Raw genomic sequence first — 15,803 nt, forward strand, 5'->3', positions numbered from 1 at the left:
GGCGACGGCATCACGACGCCAGAAATCCCCCATCCGCGGCGAGCACGTGGCCGACGACATAGGACGAGGCATCCGACGACAGCCACACCACGGCCTCGGCCACCTCCTCCGGGCTGCCCATCCGCCGCAGCGGCAGGCCTGCGCTGACCGTCGCGACATCGCCGACGCCGGCGCGCAGCATCATGTCGGTGACGACGCGGCCGGGCGCGACGGCGTTGATGCGGATGCCGCGCGGCGCGTTCTCCATCGCCGCCGAGCGCGTCAGCGAGATGGCGGCAGCCTTGGAGGCCGAATAGAGCGAAAAGCCGGGATTGGGATTGCGCACACCGCTGACGGAGGCGTTGACGACGATGCTGCCGCCGCCTTTCGCCAGCATCGCCGGCAATTGATGGCGCAGGCACAGGAACAGCGCGCGAACATTGGTGTCGAATACGCTGTCGTAGATCTCCGTGCCCTGTTCCTCCAGCGGCGCCCGGCGCTCCTGGAAGCCGGCATTGTTGAAGGCGACGTCGAGCCGGCCGCAGCGCTCGACTGCCGTGCGGACGAGACGCGCGACCTCGTCTTCCTTCGTGATGTCGGTCTTGAGCGCGATCGCCTCCGTGCCCAGCTCGCGGCACGCGGCGGCGGTGGCCCCGATCTCGGCCTCGCGCCGGCCGGCGACGATGACCGCTTCCGCCCCTTCGGTAGCCATCCGCAAGGCCGTGGCGCGCCCGATGCCGCTGCCGCCGCCCGTGACCAGGCAGACCTTGCCGCTCATCCGATGACCTGCCGGCAAAGCTCCGCTCATGGTCCACTCCAAAACACTTGCGCGCCCCGTTGCGCGCATATAGTTGTATGATACAACTATATGCCCGGAGTCAAGATGGCCGAGCTTTCGCTGATCGACGACATCCGCGCCGCCTCACGCCTGATGGTGCGCGAGCTCGGCTTCATGGACGCCACGGTGGCGGCCTCGGGCTATCCGCCCTCGGCGGTCCATACCATCCTGGAGATCGGAATCCGCGGTCCGATGACGTCGGGCGAGCTCGGCGATTTCCTGCGGCTGGAGAAATCCAGCGTCAGCCGCCTGGTGCGCAAGCTGATCGATTGCGGCGAGCTCAAGGAGACGCCGGACGAGGCGGATGCGCGCAGCAAGCGGCTGTCGCTGACGGCAAAGGGCCGGCGCACGCAGGAAGCACTGCATGCGTACGGTCGCCAGCAGGTGCGCGGCGCGCTGGCGGCGCTGACGCCGGCCGAGCAGCGCACTGTGCGCGAGGGCATGATGCTCTATGCGCAGGCGCTCAGGCAGAGCCGGGTGGAGGATGAGGCCCTGGTGTAACCACACTCTCGGTGTCATCGCCCGGCTTGACCGGGCGATCCAGTACTCCGAGACGTCAATGGTTCAATCGACAGGCCGCGGCGTACTGGATGCCCCGCCCCCCGCCAGCGTGGGAGCACCGACGGTCACTTCCGGAACTCGTCCCGCATCTTGGCCTGAATCTTGGCCATGCCGCCGATCCAGCGGTCGTAGTTCTCGGTCTTCTTGCGCATGTAGCCGAGCACTTGCGGGTGCGGCAGGATCAGGAATGTTTCCTGCTCGAGGCCGGCGAGCACGTCTTTCGCCACCTGCTCCGGCGTCAGGTCGCCGTCGCCGGATTGCGGGCCCTTGGGGATCGAGCGCAGCATGTTGGTGTCGACACCCTGCGGACACAGGATCGAGACCTTGATGTTGTGGGCCTTGTGCGAGATCGCGAGGTTCTCGGCAAAACCGACCGCGGCGTGCTTCGTCGTCGAATAGGCCGGGCTGCCGACCTGCGACAACAGGCCCGCGGCCGAGATGGTGTTGAGGAAATAGCCGCCGCCGCGCGCCTTCATGCGGGGGATGAGATGCCGCGCCGCATAGACATGCGCCATGACGTGGATCGCCCAGCTGCGCTGCCACGGCTCGTCGGACGCGCCGCCGGCATTCTCCGACATCGGATCGAAGCCGCCGCCAATGCCGGCATTGGAGCAGAACAATTCGATCGGGCCGAACTGCCGCTCGGTCTCCTCGATGACGTGGACGATGTCCTTTTCCTGCGCGACGTCGCATTTGAAGGCGGCGCCATCGACCATGGCGGCGACCGCTCTCGCATTGGCGGCGTCCATGTCCGCGACCACGATCTTGGCCGCACCCGCGTTGTGAAAGGCCTCGCACAGCGCCTTTCCGATGCCGTTTGCGCCGCCCGTGACGACCACGACCTTGCCGGTCACCTGCATGCGACGTCTCCTCTTGTCTTGTATCGTCTTGTACCGCTTTATACCGCGCCGCTTATTCCGCGTCGCGGGTCAGCTCAACACGAGGTCGAGCACCGCGGTATAATGGCATGCCGCGCCGGCCAAGACAAAGCCGTGCCAGATCGCGTTCTGGAAGCGCAGCCGCCGCCAGGCGTGGAAGATCACGCCAAAGCTGTAGAGCAAGCCGCCGGCAAGGATGAAGCCCAGCACCAGCGCGGGCAACGCCCTGACCACGGAATCGTAGAGCATCATGCCGCTCCAGCCCATCGCGAGATAGATGCCGACCGAGACGCGGTCGAACCGGCCGGGATAGAGCAGCTTCAGCACGATGCCAAGAATTGCCACGAACCAGACGCCGGCGAGCAGCACCAGCGCGAACACGCTGTCCTTCAGCTCCAGGATGAACGGCGTGTAGGTCGCGGCGATCAAGAGATAGATCGCGGAATGGTCGAAGCGACGCAGCAGCCATTTGGCCGGCGAGACCGGCCAGAGATTATAGGTCGCCGACAGCACCAGCATCGAAAGCAGGCCGGCGACATAGATCGAGACGCCGACGATGTCGGTGGCGTCGGCATAGACCGCCGTCAGCACCACCAGCACGGTTGCGGCGATGAGGCCTGAGAGAACACCGATCGCGTGGACGATGCCGTCGGCGATCAGCTCGGCGCGATCGTAATCCCAGCCGATCGCGTCGGCTGCGGCGTGGACGGAATTGGACGCGAACTGTTTCATTTGGAAGACGGTCATGGCAATCCGCAAAGCGTGGCAATGCCCTCTTGGATGGGTCTCTCGGGATCGGCGCATCGTTCAAACGGCTGATTTGCCGACAAAGGCGGTGGAAGTATGAAAGCTTGAATTTCCTCAGGCAATTGCCACTTTTGTGACTAGTCCAATTTGCGTATCCCTCGCCCGAGATCCCCCACGTTCATATGGCATTCAGTTTCCAGGATATGGTCGAGGAGGCGAGGCTGTCGGCCCGGGCGCTGATCGACTATGGCGAGCACTTCTTCAACCCGACGGTGCGGCTTGGTGTCACCGGCCTGTCGCGCGCCGGTAAGACCGTATTCATCACCGCGTTGATTCACGGGCTGACGCGCGGCGGCCGGTTTCCGGTGTTCGAGGCCTATGCCTCGGGCCGGATCGCGCGGGCGCACCTGGCGCCGCAACCGGATGATGCCGTGCCGCGCTTTGCCTATGAAAGCCATCTGCGCGCGCTGATCGAGGAACGGCGCTGGCCGAACTCGACCGTGGACATCAGCGAGCTCAGGCTCGTGATCGACTACCAGCGCCCGAACGGCGCCGATCGCACGCTGACGCTCGACATCGTCGACTATCCCGGCGAATGGCTGCTGGACCTGCCGCTGCTCCACAAGAGCTACGAGCAATGGTCCGCGGAGAGCCTGGCCCTGTCGCGCGAGGCGCCGCGCGCGCATCTCGCGGCCGAGTGGCACACCCATCTCGCAACGCTCAAGCCCGATGCGCGCGAGGACGAGCAGGCGACGCTGACGGCCGCAAAGCTTTTCACTGATTATTTGCGCGCCTGCCGCGACGAGCGCTTTGCGATGAGCCTGTTGCCGCCCGGCCGCTTCCTGATGCCCGGCAATCTCGCCGATACGCCGGCGCTGACCTTTGCGCCGCTGGATTTGCCTGCTGGCGGAGAGGCGGGCGAGGGATCGCTGTGGGCGATGATGGTGCGGCGCTTCGAGGCCTACAAGGACGTCGTGGTGCGGCCGTTCTTCCGCGATCATTTCGCGCGGCTCGACCGCCAGATCGTGCTGGCCGATGCGCTCTCCGCGTTCAACTCCGGCCCCGAGGCGCTGCACGATCTCGAAGCCGCGCTATCAGGCATTCTCGACTGCTTCAACATCGGCCGCAGCACGATCCTCTCCAGCCTGTTCCGGCCACGCATCGACCGCATCCTGTTCGCGGCCACCAAGGCGGATCATCTGCATCATTCCAGCCACGACCGGCTCGAGGCGGTGCTGCGCCGCGCCGTCTCGCGCGCGGTCGCCCGCGCGGAAAACACCGGCGCAGCGATCGACGTCGTTGCGCTCGCCGCCGTGCGCGCCACGCGCGAAGCGCAGGTGGCGCGGGGCCGCGACAAGTTGCCGTCGATCCTGGGAACACCGGCCGCAGGCGAAAGCGCCGGTGGCGAGTTCTTCGACGGCAACACCGAGGTTGCGACCTTTCCGGGCGATCTGCCCGTCGACCCCGAACCGCTGTTCAACGGCACAGATGCGTTCCGCGGGCTCGCGAGGGAGGCGGCGGGGAACAGCGATTTCCGCTTCCTGCGCTTCCGCCCGCCGAAGCTCGAACGCGAGGGTGCCGACGAGCCGACGCTGCCACACATCCGCCTCGACCGTGCCTTGCAGTTCCTGATCGGAGACAAGCTCGCATGAACGACCGATCGAAGCCCCGGCGGCCGGCGACGTTCCGGCTCGACGATCCCGGCGTCGTCGTTACCGAGACCGACGAGACCAGCCGCCTCAGTCGCGCCATCATCCAGATCACGCCGGAGCCCGATCCGGCGATGCTGCCGGTGCCGGTGCAAGCCGCACTGCCGGCGCGGCGCGGCTTTCCCTGGGGCACGCTGTTCTGGTCGGGGCTCGCGGGATTGACGCTGCTCGGCACCGGGCTCGGCGTCGTCCGCCTGATCGAGGATCTGTTCGCGCGCAACGAAACGCTCGGCTTCGTCGGTCTTGCCTTCGCCGCCGTCACCGCGCTGGCGCTCGCGGTGGTGATCGGGCGCGAGGCGTTCGGGCTGGCGCGGCTTGCGACCATCGAGAAGCTGCATCAGCGCGCTGCGGCCGTGCTTGCCAGCGACGATCGCAAGGAGAGCCGCGTCATCGTGCAGGACCTGCTCAAGATCGCGCACCAGAACCCGCAGCTGGCGCGCGCCCGCGCGACGCTGGAGAGCCATGCCGGCGAGATCATCGACGGCGCCGACATGATCCGCCTCGCCGAGCGCGAGCTGATGTCGCCGCTGGACGCGGAAGCGCGACGGCTGGTGTCGTCAGCGGCGCAAAAGGTCTCGATCGTCACCGCGGTCTCGCCGCGCGCCGCAATCGACGTGCTGTTCGTGTTCGTGGCGGCGCTGCGCCTGATCCGCCAGCTCGCTTATCTCTATGGCGGCCGTCCCGGCGCGCTCGGCATGATCCGCCTGCTCCGCCACGTCATAACCCATCTCGCCATCACCGGCGGCATGGCCGCGAGCGACAGCCTGGTGCAGCAGATGCTCGGCCACGGCATCGCGGCGAAGCTGTCGCAGCGGCTCGGCGAAGGCGTGCTGAACGGATTGTTGACGGCGCGGCTGGGATTGGCCGCGATCGATGTCACGCGGCCGCTGCCGTTCGCGGCCCTGCCGCCGCCGAAGCTGTCGGATCTGGCGACGGATCTGCTGCGGAAGAAGGACGGGGAAGAGTAGCGGCAAAACGGGTGGAGGATGCTCCCTCCGCGAGACCGGAATCGTAGGGTGGGCAAAGGCGCACTCGCGCCGTGCCCACCATCTCTTTCGATCGCAAAAATGCGTGGGCACGCTTCGCTTTGCCCACCCTACAATACTGCCCGAGCGGGGAGATCACCCCACCCGCTCGCGCTACGCGCGATCGACCACGGACGAGCTACGCTCGTCCCGGACTCCTCCAGGGGCGGGTACGCTCCCGCCAGCACCTTCCACAAAAATAGCGGCGAGTCCTTCGGCGGTGACAGCTCCGGGGTCCAGCCGGTGAGCTTCTCCAGCACATAGGTGTCCGTCACGACGCCACGCCAGCTGCGCGCGGCTTGGCCGAGCGGCTCGCGCTTCACAGGGATGCTCTCCCACAGCGATGAACGATCGTCCGGCTCGCGCCCGACATAGATTCCGGCGTGGCCCTTGATCTTGTCCATGCCGGGATCGCGGAAATCCTGGAAGCGGCCGCGCTCGTTGATCTCGATCACGGGCACGCGGCCACGGAACAGCCAGCGCATCATGGCGTAGGTGCGGTAGTCCGTGGTCGCGATCCAGGTCGCGCCGGTTTCGTCGAGCGCAGCTTGTGCGCGCGCGGCCACCTGCTCGTAGCCGGCTTCGGCACCGATCGGGTCGAGCTTGCCGAGCAGATTCCAGGGCGCGGCGACGTAGTAGAGGAACACGATGATGGTGAAGCCGATGCCTGAGACGATCGCTGTCCTGACCCAGAACAGCGAGGATTCCAGCATCCGGGCGGACCATCCCTCTTTCCTCATCGTGACGAGATTGACCGCGGTGGCGGCAAAACCGACCGGCCACATGAACATTGGCCAGGTGTCGCCGACGCGAAGCGTCAGCGACTTGAAGAAGAAGTAGACGAACGGCACCAGCACCGCGGTCGACAACAGGATCGCGACCGGCTCGCGCGTGCGATAACCGCGCCATGCCGTCAGCACCAGGCCCGTCAACACCACCGGCAGCATGACGAAGCCGACCAGGCCGAATTGCAGGCCGATGTAATCGCCGATCGTACGCAGCGAGAGGCCGTAATTGGCGGTCGCGCGCACGCCCTGGAAGCGGAACGAGGCCCAGTCGTGCTGCGCGTTCCAGATCAGCACCGGCGAGAACGCGGCGATCGCGACCAGGACGGCGAGATAGGGGTAAGGACTGCGCAGCCAGCGCCAGCGCCAATCCGGCACCAGCAGAAAAGCGGCAACCGCCGGCGCGAACATGATCACGGTGAATTTCGAGAGCATCGCGAGGCCCGCGAACAGCCCCGCCGCCAGCCACCAGCCTCCGTCGCCGCTTTGCGCCAGCCGCACCAGCGACCACATCATCGCGACCGCGAACGGGATCATGGCGACGTCGGGCGCGACCTTGGCCATCAGCAGGCCGTAATAAAGCGCGGCTTCCGGCATCAGCACCGCGAACACGATCGCGCGCACATCATGGGTGAGGCGGCGGACGATGTCGGCGAGCAGCAGCTGCGTCACCAGCATCGCGACGATGCCACCGAAGCGAGCGCCGAGATTGGTGTCGCCGAAGATCGCGGTTCCGAAGCGGATCAGCCAGGCGATGCCGGGGGGATGATCGAGAAAGCTGAGCGCAGCCTCCTTCGACCAGGTCCAGTAATAGGCTTCGTCGGTGCGCAGCTCGATGACGGAGGCGTAGACGATGCGGAGCAGCGTCATCGCGGCGATGATCGCTGCAGCAATCAGGATGAGACGGCGTTCGGCGCCGTCTGGCTTCGCAGAGATGTCGGGAGCGATCGTCACGGCCGCGCTTTTCCCCGACTTGGGAGGGGGAGTCAATGTAGGGAGCGTACCACTTATACCGCTGTGGCCCGGGCAAGCGTCAGCGCAGACCCGTGACCCATAACCACAGGGGCCGTAGGGTGGGCAAAGCGAAGCGTGCCCACGGTTATTGAGGATAGAGATCGTGGGCACGGCGCGCCGGCGCGCGCCTTTGCCCACCCTACGGTTTGGTAACCTTTGCCGCGCATGTGACCTTACAACCTGTCCATATCGGGAATTTAAAGCTACGCTGGCTGTTCTCCTCCATGAACTGATACAACCGAATCATGGCCACCGCTCCCAGACAGATGTCCGTCGTCCGCGCCACCGGCGTGCGGCAGGTGCGGCTCGTCTGCGGCATCATCCTGTTCGCCTATGTGGTCAGTCATTTCCTCAACCATGCGCTCGGCAACATCTCGATCGATGCCATGGAGACCGGGGTCTACTACCACACGCTGTTCTGGCAGTTCCTCCCGGTCGCGATCGTGTTCTACACGGCCGCACTCACCCATATGGGGCTCGGCCTCTACGCACTGTATCAGCGCCGCCAGTTCCGCTGGCGGACGATCGAGCCGCTCCAGCTCGTGCTCGGCTTGAGCATCCCCGTGCTCGTCATGGGCCACGTCATCGGCGTGCGGCTCGGACAGACGCTGTACGGACACCAGAAGCTCTATCCGCAGGAGCTCTATCTGTTCTTCGTCGCGGCGCCGGGCCGACTCTGGCAGATGACGATCCTGCTTCTCATTGCCTGGGTGCACGGCTGCATCGGCATCTATTTCTGGCTTCGGCTGAAGCCGTTCTTCACGCGTGCGGCGCCCTATCTGCTCGCGGCCGCCGTGCTGATCCCGACGCTGTCGCTGCTCGGCATCTACCAGGGCGGCCGCAGCGTCGCCGCCGACAGTGACGACGGCGAATGGCGTACGCACAATCTCACCCGCCGCCAGGTCGGCACGGTTGCGGAAGGCAACACGCTCGACCGCATCGCGGGCGGTCTCACCATCGGCTATTTCGGACTGCTGGGACTGGTGCTGGTGGCGCGCGGCGCGCGCGCCTTGCGCGAACGGCGCGGCGGCATGATCGCGCTGTCCTACGGCAACGGCAAGACGGTGCGCGTCCCCAAGGGCCTGTCCGTGCTGGAAGCGAGCCTGCGCCACAACGTGCCGCATGCCAGCGTCTGCGGCGGCCGCGCCCGCTGCTCGACCTGCCGCATCCGTATCATCGGCGATCATGACACCCTTCCCACACCGTCGCAGCGGGAGGCCTTCGTGCTCACCCGCGTCGGCACCGCCGATCCCTCGATCCGGCTGGCCTGTCAGCTGCGCCCGACCTCCGACCTCTCCTTCTTCCAGCTCTTCACGCCTCACACGCATGGAGCGGACGGGCAGGCCTCGACATCCGCCAGCATCGGCCAGGAGCGCTATCTCGTCAGCCTGTTCGTGGACATGCGCGGCTCGACGCAGCTGGCCGAGAAGCGGCTGCCGTTCGACACGGTCTTCATCGTCAACCGCTTCCTCGGCGCGGTGTCGCAGGCGGTGATCGAGAACGGCGGCCAGCCGAACCAGTTCGTCGGCGACGGCATGCTGGCCCTGTTCGGCCTCGCGGCCGACCCGCAAACCGCGTGCCGGCAGGCGCTGAAGGCCGCAGCCGGAATCGCCACGCATATCGACGCGCTCAACGACCTCCTGAGCCACGATCTGCGCCAGCCGATCCGCTTCGGCATCGGCATCCACGGCGGCGAGGTCATCATCGGCGACATCGGCTATCGCGATCACATCGTCTTCACCGCGCTCGGCGATGCCGTCAACGTCGCGGCCCGACTGCAGGACATGACCAAGACGCTGGCCTGCGAGGCGATCGTCTCGGAAGAAATCCGCCGCACCGCTGATATTGCCGAGGACGCCCTGCCGCAGCAGGAGGTCGCCATCCGCGGCCGCGACGAGGCGCTCGCGGTGCGCGTGGTGGCGAATGCGAGGGAGCTGGCGGGGCTGGTCGACCGCAGCGCGCTGGTGGCGGCGTAAGGAGCGAGCGGCAAGCTCGATGCGCTCCCTCCCCCGCTTGCGGGGGAGGGCTGGGGAGAGGTTGTCTCCGCAACGGGACACTCCCCTAGAGGAGAGAGCCCTCACCCGGCGCTCCGCGCCGACCTCTCCCGCAAGCGGGAGAGGTGTGGCACACCGCCGCCGCCGCTACAGCAGCTCGGCTCAATCTCCTACAAGCGCAACACCGGCCTGCTGCAACGCAGCGGCATGGGCTTGCTGCGAAAGCACGAATTGACATCGTCGAAATCGAGGCGACAGATGAGCGCGGGTCTCGCGGTGATGACCGCGGTCAGAAGAAAAGCTCCGGGAGGAGACCACATGTTCGATCGACGCGACCTGCTCAAAGCAGCGGGCCTCGCCGCGCTGGCGGCAGGATTGGGCGCCACCAGAGCGCTGGGCCTCGACACCGTGACCCTGCCCTTCGCCAACGGCGAACGGCCGATGGTGAAGTATCCGCAGAAGCGGCCGATGATCGGCCTGACCAGCCGGCCGCCGCAGCTTGAGACACCGTTTGCGGTGTTCAACGACGGCCCGATCACGCCGAACAACGCATTCTTCGTGCGCTATCACCTCTCCGACCTGCCCTACGATCTCGACCCCGACAAGTTCACGCTGGAGGTCAAGGGCAAGGTCGACAAGCCGCTGAAACTGTCGCTGAATGACATCAGGAAGATGAAGGCGACAGAGCTCGTCGCCGTCAACCAATGCTCCGGCAACAGCCGCGGTTTCTTCGAGCCGCGCGTCGCCGGCGGGCAGCTCGCCAACGGCGCGATGGGCTGTGCGCGCTGGCGCGGCGTGCCGCTGAAGGCGGTGCTCGAGATGGCGGGCGTGCAGGCCGGCGCCAAGCAGGTGACGTTCAACGGCATGGATGGGCCGGTCAACGACAAGACGCCGGATTTCGTCAAGGCACTCGACATCGATCACGCCAGCGACGGCGAGGTGATGCTGGCCTATGGCATGAACGGCGAGGACTTGCCGTTCCTCAACGGCTTCCCGCTGCGCCTGATCGTGCCCGGCTATTATGGCACCTACTGGGTCAAGCACCTCAACGAGATCACCGTCATCGACAATGTCTATGACGGCTTCTGGATGAAGTCGGCCTATCGCATCCCCGACACGCCGAACAACGCGGTCGAGCCGGGCACTGCGCCGAAGGCGACCATCCCGATCAACCGCTTCACCATCCGCTCCTTCATCACCAGCATCCCCGACGGTGCCAAGCTGAAGGCGGGAGCCGTGACCCTGCGCGGCATCGCTTTCGATGGCGGCAAGGGCGTCAAGGCGGTCGAGGTCTCCACCGACGCCGGCAAGACCTGGGTCAGCGCCAAGCTCGGCAAGGATCTCGGCAAGTACGCCTTCCGCGAATGGAAGCTGCCGGTGAAGCTCGCGGCCGGCAGCCACGAGCTCAAGGTCCGCGCCACCGGCAATGGCGGCGAGACCCAGCCGGACACGCTGCGCTGGAACCCGGCGGGCTATTTGCGCAACGTCGTCGAAACCGTCCGCGTCAGCGTGGCCTGAAGGAGACTGATCATGCAGCGCACCGTTCTCCTCGCCATCACGCTCGCCGTCGCCGCATTGATGGGCTCGTCACTTGCAGCGCCGGTCAATTACAAGACCCCCGACGAGGTCGCGGCCTTCAAGCCCGGTCCCAATCTCGAGGTGGTGCAGGGCAATTGCGGCGCCTGCCATTCGTCCGACTACGTCGCCACGCAGCCGCCGATGAAGGACAAGAGGGCCTTCTGGCAGGCCGCGGTGACCAAGATGATCAAGGTCTATGGCGCACCGATCGACGATGCCGATGTCGGCAAGATCGTCGATTATCTGGCTGCGACGTACTGACGGACGGCACGCGCGCACTTACCCTCCCCTGGAGGGGGAGGGTCGATCGCGCGCAGCGCGAGCGGGGTGGGGTGATCTCTCAACACGGACAGTGTTCAATGTGGAGAAACCGTCACCCCACCCCGCTACGCATTGCGCTGCGCTCCATGCGTAGCGACCCTCCCCCTCCAGGGGAGGGTAAGGAAGAATGACGGGCAGCGGCAGCACTGCGACCTATTGACGGACGCCGGCACGCGTGCCGGCCATTTGACCGCGAAACGGGCAAAAGCGGCAAAAACGCCGCGAAGTTGAGCGGAATTCGGCGAAATGGCGATGTGGTTTGAGCTACCAAGCCTGCCACATTCCGCGTATCCTGTTAGGACCGAACCGGCCGGTTGGCGGGGACTGGCGGTTCGAGATCTCGGAGGAAGACCCGCGGAGAAGTCGTGATGGCTAAAGGTACGGTCAAGTGGTTCAACCCGACGAAGGGTTATGGATTTATCCAGCCTGCGTCGGGTGGCAAGGATGTGTTCGTGCATATCTCGGCAGTGCAGAAGGCCGGTCTGTCGACCCTCAACGAGGGACAGACGGTGGAATACGAAGAGATCGCAAACCGGGGCAAGACCTCCGCGGAGAACCTCAAAGTATAAGCCCGCGCCAGCCTTTGCTGCCTCCCGGATTTGTCCGGGAGCGGGCCAATAAAATTTAAGAAGACGGCCGGTGCATTCGACGACAGGCGTTGCGACTGCACAAGGATAGCTATTTTTCCTGCGAAGACCGCTTATCGAACCACAGCAATGACAATCGCGACTGCACTTCGCTAACCCACCGGCAGCGGTGCGTCGCGCTTGATCTCCTCCATCACCGCATAGGTCCGCGTCTCGCGCACGCCCGGCATCGACAGCAGGGTCTCGCCGAGAAAGCGTCGATAGGCGGTCATGTCGGCAAGCCGCGCCTTCACAAGATAGTCGAAGCCGCCGGCAACCATGTGACACTCCAGCACTTCGGGGGCGAGCCTCACGGCCCGTGCGAACCGCTCGAAATTGTCAGGCGTGGTCTTGTCGAGCAGCACCTCGACGAACACCAGGAGCCCAAGGCCGAGTCGGTGCGGGTTGAGCCGCGCGCCATAGCCTTCGACAAAGCCCTCGCGCTGCAGGCGCTTCAGCCGCTCGCCGATCGAGGTCGGCGACAGCCCGATGCGCTCGGCGAGCTCGACATTGGCGATGCGCCCATCCTCCTGCAAAATCGAGAGGATTTTCCGGTCGGTTCGATCCAGTTCCATAATTTATGAGGCCAAGCTGCTTCTTGTCTTCATTTTCTAAGGCAAACCAGCTAGATTGTCTATCGAACTGCGGTCACGCGGGCCTTATCCTGGATGTCAGCCACAGGACACGCCATGCCGAACATCCCGCCGCCCTTCTCCGCCCCTTACGCCCCCGATGACGTCGAGATCGCCGCAAAGCTTCTGCCGGCCTCGCATCTCGTCCCGGCGCAGGAGGCCCGGATCGACCGCACCGCGACGCGGCTGATCGAGGCGATCCGCAAGCGCGACGACCGGCTCGGCGGGGTCGAGGACATGCTGCGGGAGTTCGCGCTCTCGACCAAGGAGGGGCTGGCGCTGATGGTGCTGGCGGAAGCGCTGCTGCGCGTGCCCGATGCACGCACCGCCGACCAGTTCATCGAGGACAAGCTCGGCGAGGGCGACTTCATCCATCACGAGACCAAGTCTACGGCGTTCCTGGTCAACGCCTCGGCCTGGGCACTCGGCCTGTCCGCCCGGGTGATCCAGCCCGGCGAAACGCCCGACGGCACCATCGGCCGGCTGGTGAAGCGGCTCGGCGCACCGGCGGTGCGCACCGCGACGCGCCAGGCGATGCGGCTGATGGGCAATCATTTCGTGCTGGGCGAGACCATCGAGCAGGCGCTGGAGCGGGGCCGGCCGCGCTCCGGCCAGAAGCCGCGCTATTCCTTCGACATGCTCGGCGAAGGCGCGCGCACGGCCGCCGACGCCAAGCGCTATTTCGACGCCTATGCCAGCGCGATTGAGACGATCGGCAAGGCGGCGGGCAACCATGCCCTGCCCGACCGGCCCGGTATCTCCGTCAAGCTCTCGGCGCTGCATCCGCGCTTCGAGGCGATCAGCCACGACCGCGTGATGCGCGAATTGGTGCCGCAACTGCTGGATCTCGCGCAGCGCGCCAAGACCTACGATTTGAACTTCACCGTCGATGCCGAGGAGGCCGACCGGCTGGAGCTGTCGCTCGACGTGATCGCGGCGACGCTCGCCGATGCGTCACTTGCCGGCTGGGACGGATTTGGCCTTGCGATCCAGGCCTATCAGAAGCGCGCCTGCGCGGTGATCGACTATGTCGATGCGCTTGCCCGCGCGCATGACCGCAAGCTGATGGTGCGCCTGGTCAAGGGCGCCTATTGGGACACCGAGATCAAGCGCGCGCAGGAGCGCGGGCTCGACGGCTATCCCGTGTTCACGCGCAAGGCGATGACCGATCTGAACTTCATCGCCTGCGCGACGAAGCTTCTCGCCCTGCGGCCGCGCATCTTCCCGCAATTCGCCACCCACAACGCGCTGACGGTCGGGACGGTGCTGGAGCTCGCGCAAAATGGCGGCGGCTTCGAGTTCCAGCGCCTACACGGCATGGGCGAAGCGCTGTACGAGCAACTCGCCAAGGATCATCCTGAGATCGCCTACCGCACCTATGCGCCGGTCGGCAGCCATCGCGACCTGCTCGCCTATCTGGTGCGACGGCTGTTGGAGAACGGCGCCAACTCGTCCTTCGTGGCGCAGGCGGCCGACTATCGCGTGCCGGTGTCTGCGCTGCTGCAGCGCCCGGCGGATGCGATTGGTCGGCCGCAACAGGCACCTCATGCCAACATACCTTTGCCGGCAGATCTGTTTGCGCCGGAGCGGCGCAATTCGCGCGGCGTCGAATTCGGTGAGCGCGCCGCACTGGACCAGTTGCTGGCCGACGTCAGGGGCGAGGCGGTCGATCTCAAGCCTGTCGCTGACGCAACACCGGATCAGGCCAATGCGGCGGTGACGGCGGCGCGCGCCGGCTTTGCCAGCTGGAGCCGGACGCCTGCAGGCACACGCGCGGCGGCGCTTGAGCAGGCCGCGCATCTCCTGGAAAGCCGCCGAGCCCGTTTCATCGCACTGCTGCAAGCCGAGGGCGGCAAGACCCTCGACGACGCGCTGTCCGAGCTGCGGGAGGCCGCCGACTTCTGCCGCTATTACGCCGCGCAGGGCCGAAAACTGCTCGGCGTTGATGCGACCATGCCGGGCCCGACCGGCGAGAGCAACGCGCTTAGCCTTCGCGGCCGTGGCGTGTTCGTCGCGATCTCGCCCTGGAATTTTCCGCTCGCGATCTTCCTGGGCCAGGTGACCGCGGCGCTGATGGCCGGCAACAGCGTGGTGGCAAAACCCGCCGAGCAGACGCCGCGCATCGCGCGCGAAGCCGTCGCCTTGCTGCACGAGGCCGGCATCCCCACAAGCGCGCTGCATCTCGTCACCGGCGATGGCCGTATCGGCGCCGTGCTGACCGCGCATCCTGACGTCGCCGGAATTGTCTTCACCGGCTCGACCGAGGTTGCCCGCGGCATCAACCGAACGCTGGCGGCTAAGGATGGGCCGATCGTGCCGCTGATCGCAGAGACCGGCGGCATCAACGCCATGATCGCGGACGCCACCGCGCTGCCCGAGCAGGTGGCCGATGACGTCGTCACCTCCGCGTTCCGTTCCGCCGGCCAGCGCTGCTCGGCGCTGCGGCTCCTGTTCGTGCAGGAGGATGTGGCCGACCGCATGATCGAGATGATCGCGGGCGCCGCGCGCGAACTCAGGATTGGAGATCCCGCTGATCTTGCGACTCACGTCGGTCCAGTGATCGATGACGAGGCCAAGCAACGCCTCGATGCGCATGTCGCGCGGATGAAGGGCGAGGCGCGGCTGCACTTTGCAGGCCACGCGCCGGATGGCTGCTTCGTCGCGCCGCATATCTTCGAGCTCAAGGAGGCCGGTCAGCTCACCGAGGAGGTGTTCGGCCCGATCCTGCATGTCGTGCGCTACCGCGCGGAAAGCCTCGAGCGTGTGTTGCAAGCGATCGCGCGCACCGGCTACGGGCTTACCCTCGGCATCCATTCCCGCATCGACGATACGATCGAGGCCATCATCGACCGCGTCCAGGTCGGCAACATCTACGTCAACCGCAACATGATCGGCGCCGTGGTGGGCGTGCAGCCGTTCGGCGGCAGCGGCCTGTCCGGAACCGGCCCCAAAGCCGGCGGCCCGCACTACCTCGCGCGCTTCGCCACCGAGCAGACCGTGACGATCAACACCGCGGCTGCCGGCGGCAATGCCGCATTGCTTGCGGGAGAGGAGTGAGGCCCTGCGCCAGGCGCCGTTGCATCCCGGCAAAACATCGGTCTAATGCTCCCACTACC

At 66.1% G+C, this 15,803-nt stretch carries 13 protein-coding genes; 8 read left to right on the forward strand and 5 right to left on the reverse strand.

Annotated features, from left to right (window positions below):
* Nucleotides 1-10: 10 nt before the first annotated feature.
* Nucleotides 11-787 carry an SDR family NAD(P)-dependent oxidoreductase gene (locus tag XI05_RS30290; protein WP_271508635.1) on the reverse strand — a complete coding sequence of 259 codons (777 nt, stop codon included), beginning with the start codon at nucleotides 785-787 and terminating at the stop codon, nucleotides 11-13.
* Nucleotides 788-862: 75 nt separating this feature from the next.
* Between XI05_RS30290 and XI05_RS30295 the strand changes: the two genes are divergently transcribed.
* Nucleotides 863-1,318, forward strand: a complete 456-nt coding sequence (locus XI05_RS30295) for a MarR family winged helix-turn-helix transcriptional regulator (RefSeq protein ID WP_271508639.1) — start codon at nucleotides 863-865, stop codon at nucleotides 1,316-1,318.
* 125 nt (nucleotides 1,319-1,443) lie between these two features.
* Here the strand turns inward: XI05_RS30295 and XI05_RS30300 are convergent, their stop codons facing one another.
* Nucleotides 1,444-2,238, reverse strand: a complete 795-nt coding sequence (locus XI05_RS30300) for an SDR family oxidoreductase (RefSeq protein ID WP_271508642.1) — start codon at nucleotides 2,236-2,238, stop codon at nucleotides 1,444-1,446.
* A 69-nt stretch (nucleotides 2,239-2,307) separates the two neighbouring features.
* Entirely contained in the window at nucleotides 2,308-3,003 is a 696-nt protein-coding gene (gene trhA / locus XI05_RS30305) for a PAQR family membrane homeostasis protein TrhA (RefSeq protein ID WP_271508644.1), read from the reverse strand.
* A gap of 182 nt (nucleotides 3,004-3,185) precedes the next feature.
* Between trhA and XI05_RS30310 the strand changes: the two genes are divergently transcribed.
* A complete protein-coding gene (locus tag XI05_RS30310) occupies nucleotides 3,186-4,655 on the forward strand; it encodes a YcjX family protein (protein WP_271508646.1) in 1,470 nt (489 codons plus the stop codon).
* Entirely contained in the window at nucleotides 4,652-5,680 is a 1,029-nt protein-coding gene (locus XI05_RS30315) for a YcjF family protein (protein WP_271508649.1), read from the forward strand. Before XI05_RS30310 ends, XI05_RS30315 begins: the two co-directional genes overlap by 4 nt.
* A gap of 128 nt (nucleotides 5,681-5,808) precedes the next feature.
* Here XI05_RS30315 and XI05_RS30320 read toward each other — a convergent pair whose 3' ends face one another.
* On the reverse strand, nucleotides 5,809-7,392 hold the full coding sequence (locus XI05_RS30320; protein WP_271509374.1) for a glycosyltransferase family 39 protein: 1,584 nt from the start codon (nucleotides 7,390-7,392) through the stop codon (nucleotides 5,809-5,811).
* Nucleotides 7,393-7,781: 389 nt separating this feature from the next.
* Between XI05_RS30320 and XI05_RS30325 the strand changes: the two genes are divergently transcribed.
* From XI05_RS30325 to XI05_RS30340, 4 genes are all read left to right on the forward strand, one after another.
* A complete protein-coding gene (locus XI05_RS30325; RefSeq protein WP_271508653.1) occupies nucleotides 7,782-9,512 on the forward strand; it encodes an adenylate/guanylate cyclase domain-containing protein in 1,731 nt (576 codons plus the stop codon).
* Between the two features lie 336 nt (nucleotides 9,513-9,848).
* Nucleotides 9,849-11,048 carry a SorA family sulfite dehydrogenase catalytic subunit gene (gene sorA, locus XI05_RS30330; RefSeq protein WP_271508656.1) on the forward strand — a complete coding sequence of 400 codons (1,200 nt, stop codon included), beginning with the start codon at nucleotides 9,849-9,851 and terminating at the stop codon, nucleotides 11,046-11,048.
* A 12-nt stretch (nucleotides 11,049-11,060) separates the two neighbouring features.
* The gene (gene sorB, locus XI05_RS30335; RefSeq protein WP_271508658.1) at nucleotides 11,061-11,369 is read left to right on the forward strand and encodes a SorB family sulfite dehydrogenase c-type cytochrome subunit; all 309 of its coding nucleotides are present in this window, start codon (nucleotides 11,061-11,063) and stop codon (nucleotides 11,367-11,369) included.
* A 428-nt stretch (nucleotides 11,370-11,797) separates the two neighbouring features.
* On the forward strand, nucleotides 11,798-11,998 hold the full coding sequence (locus tag XI05_RS30340) for a cold-shock protein (protein ID WP_008563500.1): 201 nt from the start codon (nucleotides 11,798-11,800) through the stop codon (nucleotides 11,996-11,998).
* Between the two features lie 170 nt (nucleotides 11,999-12,168).
* Here the strand turns inward: XI05_RS30340 and XI05_RS30345 are convergent, their stop codons facing one another.
* On the reverse strand, nucleotides 12,169-12,630 hold the full coding sequence (locus XI05_RS30345) for an Lrp/AsnC ligand binding domain-containing protein (protein WP_036009699.1): 462 nt from the start codon (nucleotides 12,628-12,630) through the stop codon (nucleotides 12,169-12,171).
* 114 nt (nucleotides 12,631-12,744) lie between these two features.
* Here XI05_RS30345 and putA point away from each other — a divergent pair, with 114 nt between their 5' ends.
* Entirely contained in the window at nucleotides 12,745-15,744 is a 3,000-nt protein-coding gene (gene putA / locus XI05_RS30350; protein WP_271508661.1) for a bifunctional proline dehydrogenase/L-glutamate gamma-semialdehyde dehydrogenase PutA, read from the forward strand.
* Nucleotides 15,745-15,803: the final 59 nt, after the last annotated feature.

It is taken from the genome of Bradyrhizobium sp. CCBAU 11357 (assembly GCF_028128865.1).
GTDB lineage: Bacteria > Pseudomonadota > Alphaproteobacteria > Rhizobiales > Xanthobacteraceae > Bradyrhizobium.

Coding starts and splice junctions, on each gene's coding strand:
- XI05_RS30320 (WP_271509374.1), bottom strand. CDS start 7,392: ATGACGCTGCTCCGCATCGTCTACGCCTCCGTCATCGAGCTGCGCACC.
- XI05_RS30315 (WP_271508649.1), top strand. CDS start 4,652: ATGAACGACCGATCGAAGCCCCGGCGGCCGGCGACGTTCCGGCTCGAC.
- XI05_RS30295 (WP_271508639.1), top strand. CDS start 863: ATGGCCGAGCTTTCGCTGATCGACGACATCCGCGCCGCCTCACGCCTG.
- XI05_RS30340 (WP_008563500.1), top strand. CDS start 11,798: ATGGCTAAAGGTACGGTCAAGTGGTTCAACCCGACGAAGGGTTATGGA.
- XI05_RS30345 (WP_036009699.1), bottom strand. CDS start 12,630: ATGGAACTGGATCGAACCGACCGGAAAATCCTCTCGATTTTGCAGGAG.
- XI05_RS30290 (WP_271508635.1), bottom strand. CDS start 787: ATGAGCGGAGCTTTGCCGGCAGGTCATCGGATGAGCGGCAAGGTCTGC.
- XI05_RS30325 (WP_271508653.1), top strand. CDS start 7,782: ATGGCCACCGCTCCCAGACAGATGTCCGTCGTCCGCGCCACCGGCGTG.
- XI05_RS30300 (WP_271508642.1), bottom strand. CDS start 2,238: ATGCAGGTGACCGGCAAGGTCGTGGTCGTCACGGGCGGCGCAAACGGC.
- trhA (WP_271508644.1), bottom strand. CDS start 3,003: ATGACCGTCTTCCAAATGAAACAGTTCGCGTCCAATTCCGTCCACGCC.
- sorB (WP_271508658.1), top strand. CDS start 11,061: ATGCAGCGCACCGTTCTCCTCGCCATCACGCTCGCCGTCGCCGCATTG.
- XI05_RS30310 (WP_271508646.1), top strand. CDS start 3,186: ATGGCATTCAGTTTCCAGGATATGGTCGAGGAGGCGAGGCTGTCGGCC.
- putA (WP_271508661.1), top strand. CDS start 12,745: ATGCCGAACATCCCGCCGCCCTTCTCCGCCCCTTACGCCCCCGATGAC.
- sorA (WP_271508656.1), top strand. CDS start 9,849: ATGTTCGATCGACGCGACCTGCTCAAAGCAGCGGGCCTCGCCGCGCTG.